Source organism: Ruegeria sp. AO1 (genome assembly GCF_056535985.1).
Window position 1 is genome coordinate 818,149 of the sequence record NZ_JBQFJC010000002.1, and the last position, 16,588, is coordinate 834,736.

16 protein-coding genes are annotated in these 16,588 nt (G+C 58.7%); 6 read left to right on the plus strand and 10 right to left on the minus strand.

Annotated features, from left to right (window positions below; genetic code table 11):
- The first annotated feature begins 87 nt into the window (after nucleotides 1–87).
- The 4 genes from ACR3FB_RS21780 to ACR3FB_RS21795 all read left to right on the plus strand — a co-directional run bounded on the left by ACR3FB_RS21780 (nucleotide 88) and on the right by ACR3FB_RS21795 (nucleotide 5,113).
- Entirely contained in the window at nucleotides 88–1,179 is a 1,092-nt protein-coding gene (locus ACR3FB_RS21780; RefSeq protein WP_170380379.1) for an extracellular solute-binding protein, read from the plus strand.
- Nucleotides 1,180–1,249: 70 nt separating this feature from the next.
- Nucleotides 1,250–2,524 (plus strand): ABC transporter permease, encoded by a 1,275-nt coding sequence (locus ACR3FB_RS21785; protein ID WP_480565383.1) that lies wholly within the window; start codon nucleotides 1,250–1,252, stop codon nucleotides 2,522–2,524.
- 5 nt (nucleotides 2,525–2,529) lie between these two features.
- Nucleotides 2,530–3,741 carry an ABC transporter permease gene (locus tag ACR3FB_RS21790; protein ID WP_170490495.1) on the plus strand — a complete coding sequence of 404 codons (1,212 nt, stop codon included), beginning with the start codon at nucleotides 2,530–2,532 and terminating at the stop codon, nucleotides 3,739–3,741.
- A gap of 160 nt (nucleotides 3,742–3,901) precedes the next feature.
- Nucleotides 3,902–5,113, plus strand: coding sequence for an aminopeptidase P family protein (locus ACR3FB_RS21795; protein WP_480565386.1), 1,212 nt, complete (start codon nucleotides 3,902–3,904; stop codon nucleotides 5,111–5,113).
- Between the two features lie 57 nt (nucleotides 5,114–5,170).
- Here the strand turns inward: ACR3FB_RS21795 and ACR3FB_RS21800 are convergent, their stop codons facing one another.
- Nucleotides 5,171–5,470, minus strand: coding sequence for a hypothetical protein (locus ACR3FB_RS21800; RefSeq protein WP_480565388.1), 300 nt, complete (start codon nucleotides 5,468–5,470; stop codon nucleotides 5,171–5,173).
- Nucleotides 5,471–5,615: 145 nt separating this feature from the next.
- Between ACR3FB_RS21800 and ACR3FB_RS21805 the strand changes: the two genes are divergently transcribed.
- Nucleotides 5,616–6,779 carry a Hint domain-containing protein gene (locus ACR3FB_RS21805; protein WP_480565390.1) on the plus strand — a complete coding sequence of 388 codons (1,164 nt, stop codon included), beginning with the start codon at nucleotides 5,616–5,618 and terminating at the stop codon, nucleotides 6,777–6,779.
- A 91-nt stretch (nucleotides 6,780–6,870) separates the two neighbouring features.
- Here ACR3FB_RS21805 and ACR3FB_RS21810 read toward each other — a convergent pair whose 3' ends face one another.
- Nucleotides 6,871–7,608, minus strand: a complete 738-nt coding sequence (locus tag ACR3FB_RS21810; RefSeq protein ID WP_480565392.1) for an anti-sigma factor — start codon at nucleotides 7,606–7,608, stop codon at nucleotides 6,871–6,873.
- Nucleotides 7,605–8,177 (minus strand): RNA polymerase sigma factor, encoded by a 573-nt coding sequence (locus ACR3FB_RS21815; RefSeq protein WP_371811923.1) that lies wholly within the window; start codon nucleotides 8,175–8,177, stop codon nucleotides 7,605–7,607. Before ACR3FB_RS21815 ends, ACR3FB_RS21810 begins: the two co-directional genes overlap by 4 nt.
- A 48-nt stretch (nucleotides 8,178–8,225) precedes the next feature.
- On the opposite strand from ACR3FB_RS21815, the gene ACR3FB_RS21820 reads away from it, so the two are divergent.
- Complete coding sequence (locus ACR3FB_RS21820; RefSeq protein WP_480565394.1) at nucleotides 8,226–9,164, plus strand: c-type cytochrome; 939 nt, start codon at nucleotides 8,226–8,228, stop codon at nucleotides 9,162–9,164.
- Between the two features lie 63 nt (nucleotides 9,165–9,227).
- Here the strand turns inward: ACR3FB_RS21820 and ACR3FB_RS21825 are convergent, their stop codons facing one another.
- The 7 genes from ACR3FB_RS21825 to ACR3FB_RS21855 form a co-directional block, all read right to left on the minus strand.
- Complete coding sequence (locus tag ACR3FB_RS21825) at nucleotides 9,228–9,680, minus strand: SRPBCC family protein (RefSeq protein ID WP_480565396.1); 453 nt, start codon at nucleotides 9,678–9,680, stop codon at nucleotides 9,228–9,230.
- Between the two features lie 106 nt (nucleotides 9,681–9,786).
- Complete coding sequence (locus ACR3FB_RS21830) at nucleotides 9,787–10,599, minus strand: XdhC family protein (protein ID WP_480565398.1); 813 nt, start codon at nucleotides 10,597–10,599, stop codon at nucleotides 9,787–9,789.
- 12 nt (nucleotides 10,600–10,611) lie between these two features.
- The gene (locus ACR3FB_RS21835) at nucleotides 10,612–11,754 is read right to left on the minus strand and encodes a vWA domain-containing protein (protein WP_480565400.1); all 1,143 of its coding nucleotides are present in this window, start codon (nucleotides 11,752–11,754) and stop codon (nucleotides 10,612–10,614) included.
- Nucleotides 11,755–11,801: 47 nt separating this feature from the next.
- Complete coding sequence (locus ACR3FB_RS21840; RefSeq protein WP_480565402.1) at nucleotides 11,802–12,668, minus strand: AAA family ATPase; 867 nt, start codon at nucleotides 12,666–12,668, stop codon at nucleotides 11,802–11,804.
- A 103-nt stretch (nucleotides 12,669–12,771) separates the two neighbouring features.
- Entirely contained in the window at nucleotides 12,772–15,189 is a 2,418-nt protein-coding gene (locus tag ACR3FB_RS21845) for an aerobic carbon-monoxide dehydrogenase large subunit (RefSeq protein WP_480565404.1), read from the minus strand.
- Complete coding sequence (locus ACR3FB_RS21850; RefSeq protein ID WP_170473684.1) at nucleotides 15,186–15,680, minus strand: (2Fe-2S)-binding protein; 495 nt, start codon at nucleotides 15,678–15,680, stop codon at nucleotides 15,186–15,188. Before ACR3FB_RS21850 ends, ACR3FB_RS21845 begins: the two co-directional genes overlap by 4 nt.
- A gap of 12 nt (nucleotides 15,681–15,692) precedes the next feature.
- Nucleotides 15,693–16,526, minus strand: coding sequence for an FAD binding domain-containing protein (locus tag ACR3FB_RS21855; RefSeq protein ID WP_480565406.1), 834 nt, complete (start codon nucleotides 16,524–16,526; stop codon nucleotides 15,693–15,695).
- Nucleotides 16,527–16,588: the final 62 nt, after the last annotated feature.

Below are 16,588 nucleotides of genomic sequence, written 5' to 3' on the forward strand. Positions count from 1 at the left end.
ACAAGCGCGGTTACACTGAGGGACCGGCTGGCGAAAACCCGTGCGTCGGCTGACCATACAACAAACGGGAAATACTGGGAGTTTTACATGAAACCAACAAAGACACTGCTGACTGCAGCGGCTCTGGCAACAGCGGCCGGTGGCGTTTCCGCCGAAGAGATGACCATCGTCTCTTGGGGGGGAGCCTATTCCAAATCGCAGCTTAAGGCCTATCACGAGCCCTATTCGGAAAAGACTGGCGTCACCATCCTGAACGATGACAGCTCGGCCGAAGCGGTTGCCAAGCTGCGCGCTATGAATGAAGCCGGGAACATCACCTGGGACGTCGTTGACGTTGTTGCGGCGGACGCGATCCGTCTCTGCGACGAAGGTCTGGCGATGGAAATCGATCCCGACACCATGCTGGCCCCGGCACCTGATGGCACGCCCGCATCCGAAGACTTCGGTGACCTGCTGGTTAGCGACTGCTTTATCCCGCAGATCGTTTACTCGACCACATTCGGCTATCGCACCGACCTGGTTGGTGACACACCGCCGACAGACGTCTGCGCCGTGTTTGATCTGGAAAACTATCCGGGCAAGCGTTCGCTGGAAAAGCGTCCGATCAACAACATGGAATGGGCTCTGATCTGTGACGGCGTTGCCAAGGACGACGTTTATGACGTGCTGGCGACTGCAGAGGGTCAGGATCAGGCTCTAGCCAAGCTCGACACCATCAAGGACAGCGTTGTCTGGTGGTCGGCAGGCGCCGACACGCCCCAGCTGCTGGCTGATGGCGAGGTCATCATGGGCTCGACCTACAACGGTCGTCTGTTCAGCGTGATCGAAGAGCAGAACCAGCCCGTTGCCATGCTGTGGGATGCGCAGGTGTTCGATCTGGACGGTTGGATCATCCCGGCCGGTCTGAGCGAAGAGCGTCAGGCACGCGCACTGGACTACATCATGTTCGCGACCGACACTCAGCGTCTTGCGGATCAGGCCAAGTACATCTCGTACGGTCCGGCCCGTGCCTCGTCGGCTCCGCTGGTGGGTCAGCATGCCGATCTGGGTATCGACATGGCGCCGCACATGCCGACCGATCCGAACAACGCCAAGAACACGTTCCTGTATAACTACGAGTTCTGGGCTGACTACCGCGACGACATCGACGCCAAGTTCCAGGCGTGGTTGGCGCAATAAGCGTCTGATTTCATGACAAAGTCGGGGGCGGCGCGCCGCCCCCGGACCAAAGAAAACCCAAGGGGCACTGATGACTGACGCAAGCCAAAACGCCGGACCTATGCTGGCAGCGGACGGAACGCCGCTCAAGCAATCGCTGGCACGTTCGTTGAGGCGACAAAAGCTGCGGGCGCTGATGCTGGTGGCCCCTCTGCTATTGTTCGTGCTGTTCTCGTTCATCGTGCCGATTGCATCGATGCTTTTCCGGTCGGTGGAAAACAGCATTGTGCAGCAAACCCTGCCCCTGACGGTCGAAGCCTTGCAAAGCTGGGACGAAAACAGTGGCGAACTGCCTGACGAGGCCGTCTATGACGCCTTTGTCCGCGACATGGTCGTGGCCGTCGACAACAAGACACATACCCGGCTGGGCTCGCGCCTGAACTACGAAGAGACAGGCATGTCCTCGATGTTCCGTCGCTCGGGTCGGAAAATGGGCAAGCTGGACCCCGAAACCGATGGTCCGTTCAAGGATCAGGTGATCGAAATCCATGAGGGCTGGGGCGAACCGCAGACTTGGGCGGTGATCAAGACACATTCGCCCGCTGTGACGAACGGATACTTCCTGAACGCGGTCGATATGCGCCGCACGCCCGAAGGCGCGCAGGCGCAGCCCGAGGACAAGCAGATCCTGATCAAGCTCTTCGGGCGTACCTTGTTCATGTCACTGGTGATAACCGCGTCCTGTATCTTGCTGGCCTATCCTGTCAGTTACCTTTTGGCGACGCTTCCAATGCGGGTGTCAAACTTACTGATGATACTCGTTTTGTTACCCTTCTGGACCTCGCTATTGGTGCGAACGTCGGCGTGGAAGGTCATGCTGCAACAACAGGGTGTGATCAACGAAACGCTGGTTTGGCTTGGGTTGGTGGCCGATGACGCCCGACTTGTCATCATCAACAACCAGATCGGTACGATCATCGCGATGACGCATATTCTGCTGCCGTTCATGATCCTGCCGATGTATTCGGTGATGCAGACGATCCCCGAATCCTACACCCGCGCCGCGAAATCCATGGGCGCGACGAATTGGACGACCTTCTGGCGCATCTATTTTCCGCAATCCATTCCGGGCATCGGCGCGGGCTCGATCCTCGTCTTCATTCTGGCCATCGGATACTACATCACGCCTGAGATCGTCGGCGGCACCAAGGGCGTCTTCATCTCGAACCGGATCGCCTACCACATCTCGTCCTCGCTGAACTGGGGGCTAGCGGCGGCACTGGGTACGATCCTGCTGGGCGTCGTACTGTTGCTCTACTGGTGTTACGATAAGATCGTCGGCATTGATAACGTGAAGCTGGGATAGTCGACATGGCCGCACTTACTCCGATTTCCCGCAAACCGATGTCCATGGTCCTGCCAAGCGTTGCATTGGCAGGGGCCTTCGCCGGTATGTTTGTTGGCGCAGGCAACGGTTCGATCCCTCTGGGCATCATTGGCGGAGCCGCCCTGATCGCGGCACTGGCCTGGATCTACATCACTGTTTTAAAGAATGAGAATCTGGCCCGCTGGATCACCATTTTGGGCTTCGGCATCGCCGGATTTCTGATTTCGGGTCCCATGGGCGGCGTTCTGGGCCTGCTGGGCGGCTGGTTCTTCGCATGGTTCATCTACTGGCTGTATGAGGGCCGCTATCGCCGCAAACTGCTGCCCTATCTGACTGCGAAACAGGTGTTCTATCACTACCTGTTCCGAGTGATCTGCGGTGCAATCTTTGTCTTCCTGATCACGCCGATCCTTGTGGTTCTGCCACTATCGTTCAACGCGCAGGACTTCTTTACCTTCACGCCCGAGATGTTGCGACTGGACCCCGAGGGTTATTCGCTGAAGCATTACCGCGACTTCTTCACCAACAATGAATGGCAGCGCAGCTTCAAGAACTCGCTGATCATCGCGCCAATTGCGACGGTGATCTCTGTCTCGCTGGGCACCCTGGCGGCCATCGGCCTGAGCCAGAGCCATGTTCCCGGTCGCCGCGCCATCATGGGTATCCTGATCTCACCCATGATCGTGCCACTGATCATCTCGGCCACTGGCATGTTCTTTTTCTACAGCGATATCGGCCGCTTCATGGAAGGCACGCTGGGTATGAACAAGAATTTCGTTGGCTATGTGAAGGTCATCCTCGCGCACGCCGTTCTGGGCATCCCGTTCGTCATCATCACCGTTACCGCCACGCTGGTCGGCTTTGACCGCTCGCTGACGCGGGCAGCTGCGAATATGGGCGCAGGACCGGTGCGGACCTTCTTCAAGATCCAGATGCCGCTGATCCTGCCAGGCGTGATCTCGGGTGGTTTGTTTGCTTTCATCACCTCGTTTGATGAAGTGGTCGTGGTGCTGTTTGTCGGTTCGGCCAGCCAAAAGACCCTGCCATGGCAGATGTTCACCGGTCTGCGCGAACAGATCAGCCCGACCATTCTGGCGGTGGCCACGATCCTTGTGGTGATCTCGATCGCGCTGTTGACAACGGTCGAATTGCTACGCCGCCGGTCCGAGCGTCTGCGGGGGCTTTCCCCCGCTTGACGCAAGCGCGCGCCTGATCTAACGATTTGACCGTTCATCCCAGCCGCGATGGCGTCGCGGGCGCACTGGGATGATCGGCTCTCGGACCCCGAGACCGCCTGTCCTGAACGCCGGGACAAGTGGCCGGGTTTGCCGCCCGGCAAAGATGAGAGACCTGAACATGACAAATCGCCCCGAATTCTTTACCTGCCACAATGGCGACAAGGCCCCCCTGCCGTTCAGCAAAGGCGAATACGATCGCCGTCTGGGCAAATTGCGCGCCATTATGGCCGCGCGGGATATTCCCGTCGTGCTGCTAACGTCGATGCAGAACATCGCCTATTACTCGGGCTTTCTGTACTGCGCCTTTGGCCGGCCCTATGGCTGCGTTGTCACGCAGGACGCCTGCACCACGGTTTCGGCCAATATCGACGCGGGCCAACCGTGGCGCCGCTCGGTCGAGGATAATGTGATCTACACCGATTGGAAGCGCGACAATTACTGGCGCGCGGTGGCCAGCTTGATCGGCGGCGCGAAACGGATCGGGATCGAGAGCGATCACATTACTCTGGCCGCGCGCGATACGGCTTTGGCGATGTTGGGCCAGCCTGAACTGATCGACATTGCGCCCGAAACCATGGCGGCCCGTATGGTGAAATCCGCCGAAGAGATCGAGTTGATCAAAGGTGGTGCCCGCACCGCTGATGTGGGCGGAGCGGCCATCCACGCCGCCATCCGCGAAGGCGCAACCGAGATCGAGATCGCCATGGCCGGTCGCGACGCGATGGAGGCGGAGATCGCCCGCGCTTATCCCGACGCCGAATACCGCGACACTTGGGTCTGGTTCCAGTCCGGCCTCAACACCGATGGCGCGCATAACCCGGTCACCAAACGGGCGCTGCAAAAGGGCGATATCCTGTCGCTGAACACCTTCCCGATGATTTCGGGGTACTACACGGCATTGGAGCGCACCCTGTTTCTGGGCGAACCCGACGCCGAAAGCCTGCGCATCTGGAAGGCCAACGTCGCCGCGCATGAGCTTGGCCTGAGCCTGATCAAACCCGGCGCGACCTGTTCCGGTATTACGGCCGAGATCAATCGCTTTTTTGAAGATGAGGGCCTGCTGCAATACCGCTCCTTCGGCTACGGGCATTCCTTCGGAGTGCTCAGTCACTACTATGGGCGCGAGGCGGGTTTGGAACTGCGCGAGGATATCGACACCGTGCTAGAGCCAGGTATGGTCGTGTCCATCGAACCGATGCTGTGGATCCCAGAAGGCCAGCCCGGAGCCGGAGGCTACCGTGAGCATGACATTCTGGTGGTCGAAGAAGACGGGGCCGAGAACATCACCGGCTTCCCCTACGGCCCGGGTCACAACATCATCAACGTGTGATCTGAAGGAGGGTGGGGCGTATGCCTCACCCTTTGCCGCAAACACGCAGAGTGCGGTCTAGGCCTGATAAAACGGATCCAGCTTGGCCTTGGCTTTTTCGTTCACGATCGGGATATAGTTCAGGCGATCCCCGGCTGATTGTGGAATAGCTTGCTTTAGAGCCTCAAGGTCCCGCACTGCCAAAATGACCGCATCGCCGGTTTCTCCGCCAAAACCTGCGATCTCTTCTTCGGTGAAACCGATCAGTTGAACGACGTCTTTGGCCCGAAACATTTTGACCTCAACAGATTGCGATAGCTTGAGAATTTCGTCCTTCAGCCGTTGGGCTGTCTGCGCAGGCATGGTAACGACGGCCATTTTCGGTCCTGATTGATTGAGGTACGCTGTATTTGATCACACTACAGGAAAAAGATACTAGGGTTGTCAATTTAAGGATGCATTAATACGCACGAGATAGAATATCGTTATTCTATGCAGTTTAAGCGGTTTGGGAGAAGCAGTAGTGCCATTCCTATTTGATTGGTCAACTCTGGGCAGTGCGAACAGTTCGACCGTGCTGACAGACGGTTCGAACTCGTCGACGCTAACCGTGGCCTCTGATCCAGGGGTATTCTTCAATGGGTTTCTTGGTGGAAACCTGTTTGTTTCGGGCATCCCGGGCCCTGCGACATCAGAGGTGACGTTTTCAACCGCTGTTAAAAACGTGACGTTCGAAATTCTGGATCTGGACAGCAACGAATTCTCTTTCGACGATAGAGTGACGGTTCTGGCGTTTGATGTGAACGACAATCCGGTCCCGGTTGTTTTCTCCAACCTCAGCCCATTTCACGTCCAGACCGGCAACACGGTCGAAGCCAACGGGAATGTGTCTCCGGGTGTCGAAGGACCGGGCGCGCCAGATTCGCTGACCGTTTCAATTGCAGGCCCGGTGTCCCGGATTGAGGTCATCTTTGAAGGGGGTCTGTCTTCGGGTGCCAATACCGGTGCAATCGGCTTTGGTGATATCTCCGGCGATATTCTGTGTTTGTGCGCGGGAACCATGATTGAAACGCCGAACGGCCCAACCGCTGTTGAAGATTTGTCCGTGGGGGATGTCGTTCTGACCAAGGGAAATGGCCCGCAGCGGTTGCGGTGGGTTGGTTCTAAGACAGTGGACTTTGTGGCCCAAGGTGTAGCTGCGGAAAAACTACGACCTGTCCGTATCTCTGCCGGCGCGCTTGGGCAGGGGCTTCCGGCAAAAGACCTGCTGGTGTCCAGACAACACCGCATGTTGGTGTCTTCCAAAGTGTCCGAGCGTATGTTCGGCAGTCCCGATGTCCTTGTGTCGGCAATAAAGCTGGCCGCGTTACCTGGGATCTACGTGGATGAAGACATAACCGATGTCGTCTATTTCCACCTTCTCTTCGATCAACACGAGGTCATTTTCGCCGATGGTGCTCCTTCGGAGAGTTTGTTTACAGGCCCCGAAGCAATCAAGACAATATCGGAAGAGGCCCGAGAAGAAATCTTTATCCTCTTCCCGGAAGTGCAACGTCAGGGCTACGCCCCGGAAACGGCATATCCTGTACCAGCCGGTCGTTTACAGAAGAAATTCGTCGAGCGGCATCTCAAGAACGGAAAGCTGGTTCTCGAGGACGCGTCCACGCCATCGAACCGCCTGCATTAAGCGTTCACAACTCGGTCATTTCGCTATTCGTTTCGAAAGTCCGATGTGGTGTAGTCTTCAACTTCCGCGATTGGCCAAAGCCAAGACGCATTTAGCTTGCAATGGCCTCGGAAAATGCGGTCAGGCGATCGCTCAGATCGCTCTGTCCATCGGCGCCTATGATCATATAGCCATAGCCATCTTGCGCCCAAGTGGCCGTTGCCAGACCGCTGAGGACGGCAAGGTTCACATCCTTGTCCGGTGCCCCTGGCCCTTGACGGATCACGCAAAAGGCAAAGGGCCGCCCCTGATCATCCGCAAAGACGACCTGAACCAGTGGCTTTCCCTTGAAAGACAGAACCTGAGCGCGTTTCAGCTCTGCACCCGGCAAGACGCTCAGGGCTTCGCGATTCAGGGACCGGCCTAGCGTGGCCTCGGCCTGAGCAAACTGGGCCTCAAGCGCCTCGGGTGCGGTGTCCAGAGTGGTAATTGTTTCAGGTACATAGAGCGATTGGTAGATTGCCGCCTGTTGAGCCCAACCTAGCGGCGCGGGTCGTGTCGCCCACAACGTCGCCGAGACCGCTACGATCGCGACCGAGGCCGCAACGGCCAGCAATCGAAAGGGTTGAGACGCGGGTTGAGACGTCGCGCGGTCCGGCAAGGTGATCTGAGGCGCATCCTGCGGAACATCCTTGAAGACCAAATGCACAACGGGTGCAAACGGATCAAGCGCCATCAGGCGCTGTTCCAGTTCTGGATCGGCTTCGACCGCGCTCTCGATCTCTTGCGCGTCGGTCTCGTCCAGATTTCCATTCAGATACGCTAGCAGCGTTTCATCGGAAAACGTCATTTGCCACCCCGTCGAACGGCGTCCGCAGCCTCGTGCTGCATCACGGTTTTCAGTTTCTGCCGAGCCGTAGAAAGCCGGCTCATGATTGTTCCAATCGGCACCTCAAGCAAGGCTGCTGCCTCGCGATAGCTATACCCTTCCACGAAGACAAGCATCACGGTTTCGCGCTGTGCTTCTGGCAGGTGCATCACTTGAGTAAACACTTCAGCCGCGAAAATATTCGTTTCTGAATCCGGTCCTGTTGCAATTAATTCGGTTTCTGGGGTCACAGACAAGGCCTGCGCCTTGCGAACCGAGCGCGCGCGCACCTCATTCAGCCAGATCGAGCGGCAGATCGTCATCAGCCAGCTGTCCAACCTGTCATGGGATGTCACCTGATGGTGACGCTCAAGCGCGCGCAGGCATGTGGATTGCAAAAGGTCGTCGGCCACATCCCGGGCCCCCGACAGGGCAAGCCCGAATCGCCACACGCGTTTCGAATGCGTCTGGATCGCGCCGCGCACGGCCTGTTCCGAGCTGATTTCACCACTCATCGAATAAATCGCGACCTGTGTGTGTTTGTCTTTCACGGACCGGGCCCGCGGGGTCAGGATTTACATAGCCTGAGGAGAAAAGAAATGAAACTTCTGTTGAAAGCAGTCACGATTGCGTCTGCGATTGTTGCAACCCCGGCTCTTTCGGAAAGTTGGACTTTGTCCTCGGATGCCTCGCACCTGGCTTATGGCACGATCAAGAAAGACACAGTGGGCGAGGTCAACTCCTTCACCGGGCTGAGCGGTCATGTCAGCCCTGATGGCAATGCCGAGATCGAGATTGATCTGTCCTCAGTAGAAACCAATATCGACATACGCAACGAACGGATGATCGAATACGTGTTCCGCAAGGCAGGCACCGCTGCCCTGACCGCTGAATTCGATATGGATGAGGTCTCGGGCCTTGCCGTGGGCGCATCGTCGATCATCGATGTCGAGGCCGCGTTGTCTCTGGTCGGGACCGAGATCGAGTTCGACGCCGAGATGTTCGTGGTGCGACTGACCGAGACATCGGTAATGGTTTCTACCAATGATATGGTTTTTCTGAGCACCGAGGACGCAGGCGTGGATGCAGGCGTTGACAAGCTGATGGAGCTGGCCGACCTGCCCGGCATCACACGAACCGTACCGATCACCGCGCGGCTTGTGTTTACCATAGACGAAAACAAGGCCGAAGCCGCGACCGCCGCCCCAGTTGAAATCGCCGCAGTGGACGGGGATCTCAAAGCGGGCAAGAAGGTCTTTCGCAACTGCAAGGCTTGCCATCAGCTGAAAGAAGGCCGCAATGGCGTAGGGCCCTCGCTGTTCAATGTGGTGGGTGCATCTGCGGGGCAGGTGGACGGGTTCAAATATTCCGACCCGTTTGCTAGTGCCGATCTTGTCTGGACGCCGGAAAATCTGGCGGCATTTCTGACCGACCCCAAAGGGTTTCTGCCCGGCAACAAGATGCAGTTCCCTGGCCTGAAGAAAGAGGCCGATATCACCAATGTCATCGCCTACATGCAGGATGAGGCCCAGGGCTGACGGATATCAGAGGCGGTGTGGCAGACCCTGCCACATCCGCTGGATGCGCTCTAGGCGCGGCGCCTATTGCACGAATTGTTCTGCGACGACCTCGCCAAACTTGTCGAAGAACTTGCCGGATAGCTTTTTGGCCGTCCCTGCGATCAGGCGGCTGCCCAATTGCGCGATCTTGCCGCCGATCGTGACCTTTGCTGTGTAGGACAGAACCGTCTCATCCCCATCGGCAGTCAGAGATACATCCGCGCCGCCCTTGGCAAAGCCAGCCGCGCCGCCTTTGCCCTCGCCGGATAGCGAAAACGCATCTGGCGCCTGGGAGTTGTCCAGCGTCACCTCACCGCTAAAGCGGGCTTTGACCGGGCCGATTTTCAAAACGACCTTGGCCTCGAGATGTTCGGGCGAATGCTGGTTCAACTCTTCGCAGCCCGGAATGCATTCGCGCAGCACATCGGGATCGTTGAGCGCGCGGTAAACGGCATCCTTGGGGGCAGCGATGCGGATTTCGTCAGTGAGTTCCATCTGGGGGGTCCTTTTTCAACAACATTTGGGAAAGACACGGAGGGCTTTTTCGGTCGCCTCCTCCGAAGTCAACTCGGGCTGCGCGGGTTTCAAAGCGTGCAGCCAGTTAAGCCATTTTCTCATCATGGGACGTCTCCTGGGATTTGTCAGAATTGCGCCACATGATGATTTCAGCCAAAATCGAAAGCGCGATTTCATGCGGGTCGATGGCGTGGATATCCAACCCGGCGGGCGATTTCAGCCGATTGGTCTGCTCTGTGCTCAGCCCTTGCGTTTCCAGTTTGGCACACAGCACCTCGGCCTTGCGGCGACTCGCAACCATCGAAACGCGGCGCGCGGGTGATTGCAGCGCAGCTTTCAATGCCGCTCCGTCGCCTTTGCCTTGCGACGCCACCACTACAAAATCACGCGCTTCAACGCCCAATGCGTTCAGGTCGTTGGGATCAAAGGGGGTGAATTTCACCGTGTTTTCAGCACCCTCAGGCAAACACACGCGCAACCCAGCCAGTGCCGCATGGGACGCCAACGCCTGCGCGATCGGAGAGTCTCCGAATATGATCAAGCGCGGGGCGTGTTGATAGGGTTCGATCAGCATGTCCACTGTCCCTCCGGATGGGCACCCGCTTTTGTAGGTCTGAACACCGTCCGGGTCGGCCATCGACACAACCTTGTCCGAAGGTTTGACGCGGATCATTTTCGGCTCACCTGACACCAGCGCCTCTTGCGCTGCAGCGCGAACCGCGCGTTGCACGCAGGCACCCCCCAGATGGCCCAGAACCGTACCGTCGCGGGTGATGGCGGCCTTGCCTCCGGCCTTTGCCGAGGTCGCATCGGCGGTGCGCAGAACTGTCGCCACGCAAAAGGCATCGCCGGTACGCCGCAGCTCTTCAATCGTGTCGAAAATGTCGAAACCTGCCATCGGTATATCCTTTCACAGTTTTCTGAATTCAGGCCCCAGCGCCGCCAGCGCCTCAAGCGTATTGGCGGGCAGATGGGCGTCCAGATGGGGTTCTGCGGCCTGCATGGCAGCGGCAACAGGCTGGTAATTTTGCCAGCCTTTCAACGGGTTCAGCCAGACGACCCGGCGCGCTTTGCGTTGAATCCGTTCCAGAACCTGCCCCAACGCCTGCGGAGCCGTGCTGCAATACCCATCCGACAAGATCAGCACGATCGTCCGTCCATTCAGCGCCCGCGCGCCGTAGCCGTCCAGAAAGCTTTCGAGACTGCCAGAGATGTCGGTCCCGCCGCCAAAACCCTCGGCCATCAGTGAAAGCCGTCCCGCAGCGCGGATTGAGTCGTGATCGCGCAGTGCGTCCGTCACGCGCATCAGACGGGTGTGGAACAGATAGGCGTCGGCTTCGGTTCCGCTGCCGATCAGGCCCTTGAGAAACGCCAGGAAAACGCGGGAATAAACGGTCATCGACCCACTGACATCGCATAGCGCAACGATCCGCATCGGTCGCGGCGGTCGCGCACGGCGATAGAGGTCCATCGGCTCTCCACCTCGTGCCAGACTGGCTCGTTGTATCCGCCGCATGTCCAGCGCCCGACCACGCTGCGCCTGTTTATGTCGGCGAGATCGGCGGTCGCGGATCGCCCGAGCCAGCTGGGTCGCGGCGCGTTCGGCCTGTCTCAGCGACTCGTCATCCATCAATTCACGCAGATCCCGGCGCGACAGGTTGGCCGTTCGGGTCGCGATCAGCTTCCCATCCATCCCTTCGGCCTCCCCGTCGCCCGGATCAGGAGTGGTGGCTGCCTGATCTGTATCCGTTTGCGGATCCTGTTCGTCTTGTGTTTGCTGCTGCCAGATTTTCGGTTTCGCCGACTGCACCCGTACATGAGCGGTCTGCGCTGTCCCACTGCGCTGCTTGCCGACATTGAACCAGTAGGCGTCGAACAGCTCATCAAAGCGTCGCCAATCCTCGGCGCTGCCTGTCAGCAACACGCACAAGGCCTGCCTGGCCTGTGTCGCGTCGGTTGCCTCGACCGCCGCCAAGGCGGCCAGCGCGTCACCGGTTTCGGCGGGACCCACGCGCAATCCGTTCATCCGCAGATGGGCCATGAATCCGCTCATGCGGTCCGCCAAGCCCGCCGCGCGGGAAGGGAACCGGGTGACCTGCATCACGCAACCTTCCCGATCAAGCGATCCAGAACCTCAGGCGGAGCGGCATCATAGTCGGCGGCCGTCTTCAGCAGGCAGACAAGCGTCGCCTGCACTTCGCCCCGAGACTGGGCCATGTCGTTCACACCCAGCCCCGACAGGGCGGCGGCCCAGTCCAGCATTTCGGCAATGCCCGGCTTTTTCTCAAGGTCTTCCTTGCGCAGGGCCTGAACAACCCCGACGATCTGACGCGCCAGCAATCCTTCGACAGAGGGCATACGCGCCTTCAAGATGGCCATCTCCGTCTCGCGCGAAGGGTAGCCGAGATAGCTGTATAAACACCGCCGCCGCAAAGCGTCGGACAGGTCCCGCGTGCCATTGGCCGTCAGGATCACAGTTGGGCGGGAGCGCGCCTTGATGGTCCCAAGCTCCGGAATCGTGATCTGAAAATCTGACAAAATCTCAAGCAGATAGGCCTCGAACTCCTCATCTGCACGGTCAATCTCATCTATCAAGAGAACCGGAGGGTCGTCTTCACTGATCGCCTCCAAAAGGGGCCGTTTCAGAAGGTAATCATCCGAGAACAACTGCGCTTCGCTTGTGCCGCCTAGCGCTTCGCTCGCGCGGATGGCCAGCAATTGACGTTGGTAGTTCCATTCGTAAATGGCGTGGCTGGCATCCAGCCCCTCATAACACTGCAAGCGGATCAAACGCGCGTCGTGTTGGGCAGCCAGAGCCTTCGCGACTTCGGTCTTGCCAACGCCTGCCGGACCTTCCAGCAGCAAAGGCCGCCCCAAAGCCTGCGCCAGATGCAGCGCCATCGCCAATCGATCATCAGCGACATAACCCTGCGCGGCCAATCCGTTCTGCACGTCACTCAAAGTCAAAACCAGGATCCATTCTTCATCTGGCTAAAAATATCCCGGGGGAGGTTCGGAGGGGGCTGGCCCCCTCCGTTCGGTCGGATCGGTCAAGCCGATCCGAACCCAATCACCCATGCATCCCCAACCCATTGGCGATCTTCCAGATCCGCCAATGATCATGCGGCATATGGCTTTGCACCAACCCAAAAGGCCGGAACGCATCATGCACCGCATTAGAGAAACAGGGCACGCCACCCACATTCGGGCTTTCCCCAACCCCCTTCGCGCCAATCGGATGGTGCGGGGAAGGGGTCACCGTGTAGTCGGTGATATAGTTCGGCGTCTCCCACGCGGTCGGCAGGAAGAAGTCCATCAGCGTGCCGGTCTTCACATTGCCCATCTCATCATAGGCAATCTCCTGCCCCATTGCGATGGCCAAGGCCTCGGTCACGCCGCCATGAACCTGCCCATCGATGATCATCGGGTTGATCCGGGTGCCGCAATCATCCAGCGCATAGAACTTCCGAACGTCCCACTCACCGGTATCCACGTCGATCTCCATCACGCAGATATAGGCCCCGAACGGGTAGGTCATGTTCGGTGGGTCATAGTAGCTGACCGCCTCCAGACCGGGCTCCAACCCAGGAATAGCCTGATTATAGGCAGCGAAGGCGATTTCTTTCATGGTCTTGAACCGCTCGGGCGCGCCTTTGACGGAGAACCGATCCACGTCCCATTCGACATCGTCGTCGTGGACCTCAAGCAGATAAGCTGCGATCATCTGCGCCTTTGCGCGGATTTTGCGCGCGGCCATAGCCGTTGCAGCCCCCGCGACCGGCGTGGATCGAGACCCATATGTCCCAAGACCGTAAGGTGCCGTGTCAGTGTCGCCTTCCTCCAGCGTGATGTCATCAGCGGGCAGGCCGATCTCACTGGCGATGATCTGTGCAAAGGTCGTGGCATGGCCCTGACCCTGAGAGATCGTCCCCAGCCTTGCGATGGCTGAGCCAGTCGGATGGATGCGGATTTCGCAGCTATCGAACATACCAAGCCCAAGGATATCGCAGTTCTTGACCGGTCCCGCGCCCACGATTTCGGTGAAATGCGTCAGACCAATGCCCAGCAGTTTGCGGGTCTTGCCAGCCTTAAAGTCCTCAACCCGCTGCGCCTGTTCTGCCCGCAGACCTTCGTAGTCGACAGCCTTCAGAGCTTTATCCCACGCAGTGTGATAATCGCCCGAGTCATATTCCCACCCCAGTGCGGACTGATACGGGAACTGATCGGCCTTGATGAAGTTTATCCGGCGCAGCTCGGCCGCGTCCATGTTCAGTTTGATGGCCAGAACCTCGATCATGCGTTCGATAAAATAGGCGGCCTCAGTCACGCGGAAGGAACAGCGATAAGCCACCCCACCCGGGGCCTTGTTGGTATAGACGCCATCCACGGCCAGGTAAGCGGTGGGGATGTCATACGACCCCGTACAGATGTTCATGAAGCCTGCCGGGAATTTGGTCGGGTCCGCACAGGCGTCAAAGCCGCCATGGTCCGCTGTGGTGTGACACCACAGACCGGTGATTTTGCCGTCCTTGGTGGCCGCAATCTTGCCCTGCATCCAGTAGTCGCGGGCAAAGGCGGTGGACATCAGGTTCTCCATCCGATCCTCGACCCATTTCACTGGCTTGCCAGTGACAATCGAGGCCACGACCGAGCAAACATAGCCCGCATAGGCGCCAACCTTGTTGCCGAAACCGCCACCGATATCAGGGCTGATGACGCGGATATTGTGCTCGGCAATGCCGGAGATCAGCGAGACAACCGTTCGGATCGCGTGCGGAGCCTGAAACGTGCCATACAGCGTTAATTTGCCGGTCACCTTGTCCATGCTGGCCACAGACCCGCAGGTCTCCAGCGGGCAAGGATGGGTGCGGTGGTAGTAGACCATCTCTTCCGCCACCACGTCGGCTTCGGCCAGAATGGCTTCGGTCGCGTCCTTGTCGCCCTGTTCCCAGGTGAAAATGTGGTTGTGATGTTTGCGGGGTCCGTGCGCACCTTCGGTCTGACCTTCAAGGTCTTCGCGCAGGACCACATCGGATTTCAACGCCTCGAACGGATCGGTCAGAACAGGTAGTTCTTCGTATTCGACATCTATCAACTCGACGGCATCGGCGGCGATATAGCGGTCTTCGGCGACCACAAAGGCCACTTCCTGGCCTTGGAACAGCACCTTGCCGTCGGCCAGAACCATCTGCTTGTCACCGGCAAGCGTCGGCATCCAATTCAGGCCCAGCGGAGCCAGATCCTCGGCTGTCAGAACAGCGATCACGCCGGGCATCGCCAAGGCGGCCTCTTTGTTCACACTTACAACGCGGGCATGTGCGTAGGGGGAGCGCACGAAGTCGCCGAACAGCATCCCGTCCAGCTTGATGTCATCGACATAGTTGCCCTTGCCTTGGGTAAAGCGCACGTCCTCGACGCGTTTGCGCGAGCTGCCCATCCCTTTGAGATTGGCGGCGCGTTCTTCGGGGGTCAGAGTTTGGTCGTTCATTCCGCAGCCTCCTTCTGAGCGTTCAGCATGTCAGCCGAGGCCGAGATCGCCTTGACGATGTTCTGGTATCCGGTGCAGCGGCACAGGTTTCCAGCCATGCCGAAACGGATATCCTCTTCGGTCGGGTTCGGGTTTTCCTGCAGCAAGCGATGCGCGCGGGTGATCATGCCCGGCGTGCAGAAGCCGCATTGCAGCCCGTGATGCTCGCGGAACATCTCCTGCAGAACGCCAAGGCTGCCATCGTCGTTGGTGAGCCCTTCGACGGTGGTGATATCGGCACCGTTCACCTGCGCCACGAAGGTGGTGCAGGATTTGACGGATTTGCCATCGATATCCACGGTGCAGGCCCCGCAATGGCTGGTCTCGCAGCCGATATGAGGGCCGGTGATTTTCAGATCTTCCCGCAAGAAGTGGATCAACAGCGTGCGCGGCTCGGCCAGACCTTCGACCTCTTTGCCGTTTACGGTGAGTTTGACGTGCATTTTCGACATGGTTTCCTCCCCTCAACCCGCGTGGCTTTGCGCACGGTCGATGGCGCGGCGCAGCATAACGCTCGCCACATGTTTCTTGAATTCGACGGGTCCACGGTTGTCGGCCACGGGTTCAATGGCATCCAGCATGGCAGCAACACAGCCGTCCGCATCGCCATTGGCCAATGCAGCGCTGGCGTTTTCGGACCAGATCGGAGTGTCCGCCAGATTGGTCATCGCAACCGAGGCCGTGCCGTTACCGACCATTACGGCGGCGGCGGCCGTCGCATAATCCCCGATCTTGCGCTTTTGCTTCTCATACGCCTGACCGACACCAGCACCAGGTACGGGAATCGAAATTCGGGTCAGGATTTCCTCATCCTCGCGTGCTGTGAAATAGGCGGCCTCGTAAAACTCACGCGCGGCGACACTGCGTGACCCATCGGGGCCGGACAGTTCAAACGTCGCGTTCAGGCACTGCATCAGACCGGGCATGTCATTGCCAGGATCGCCGTTGGCGACATTGCCACCGACGGTGCCCATATAGCGGACCTGAGGGTCGGCGATCTGCAACGCCGCCTCGCGGATCAGCGGAATGGCAGCGGCGAGACCGTCATGGGTGATCAACTCATGCTGCGTCACCATGGCGCCAAGGGTCACGGTATCGGACCCGACCTCGATGCCTTTTAGTTCATCGATGGCCTGAAGGTCGATCAGATGGCCCATCTCGGCCATGCGCAGCTTCATCATCGGGATCAGGCTGTGCCCGCCCGCGATCACGCGCGCTTCGTCTCCATGTTCTTGCAAAATGCCGATGGCCGAGGCGATGTCGCCTGGCCGGTGATACTCAAAACCGGCTGGTATCATGTTTTTCCTCCCTGGGTCCAAGCGGTATACCTTGGGGTACCTTCAATCAGGAAAGAGGGGTG

Bases quoted from the DNA above. Each gene is read 5' to 3' on its own strand.
- ACR3FB_RS21780 (WP_170380379.1), top strand. From the start codon at position 88: ATGAAACCAACAAAGACACTGCTGACTGCAGCGGCTCTGGCAACAGCG.
- ACR3FB_RS21785 (WP_480565383.1), top strand. From the start codon at position 1,250: ATGACTGACGCAAGCCAAAACGCCGGACCTATGCTGGCAGCGGACGGA.
- ACR3FB_RS21790 (WP_170490495.1), top strand. From the start codon at position 2,530: ATGGCCGCACTTACTCCGATTTCCCGCAAACCGATGTCCATGGTCCTG.
- ACR3FB_RS21795 (WP_480565386.1), top strand. From the start codon at position 3,902: ATGACAAATCGCCCCGAATTCTTTACCTGCCACAATGGCGACAAGGCC.
- ACR3FB_RS21800 (WP_480565388.1), bottom strand. From the start codon at position 5,470: ATGGCCGTCGTTACCATGCCTGCGCAGACAGCCCAACGGCTGAAGGAC.
- ACR3FB_RS21810 (WP_480565392.1), bottom strand. From the start codon at position 7,608: ATGACGTTTTCCGATGAAACGCTGCTAGCGTATCTGAATGGAAATCTG.
- ACR3FB_RS21820 (WP_480565394.1), top strand. From the start codon at position 8,226: ATGAAACTTCTGTTGAAAGCAGTCACGATTGCGTCTGCGATTGTTGCA.
- ACR3FB_RS21825 (WP_480565396.1), bottom strand. From the start codon at position 9,680: ATGGAACTCACTGACGAAATCCGCATCGCTGCCCCCAAGGATGCCGTT.
- ACR3FB_RS21830 (WP_480565398.1), bottom strand. From the start codon at position 10,599: ATGGCAGGTTTCGACATTTTCGACACGATTGAAGAGCTGCGGCGTACC.
- ACR3FB_RS21835 (WP_480565400.1), bottom strand. From the start codon at position 11,754: ATGAGCGGATTCATGGCCCATCTGCGGATGAACGGATTGCGCGTGGGT.
- ACR3FB_RS21845 (WP_480565404.1), bottom strand. From the start codon at position 15,189: ATGAACGACCAAACTCTGACCCCCGAAGAACGCGCCGCCAATCTCAAA.
- ACR3FB_RS21850 (WP_170473684.1), bottom strand. From the start codon at position 15,680: ATGTCGAAAATGCACGTCAAACTCACCGTAAACGGCAAAGAGGTCGAA.
- ACR3FB_RS21855 (WP_480565406.1), bottom strand. From the start codon at position 16,526: ATGATACCAGCCGGTTTTGAGTATCACCGGCCAGGCGACATCGCCTCG.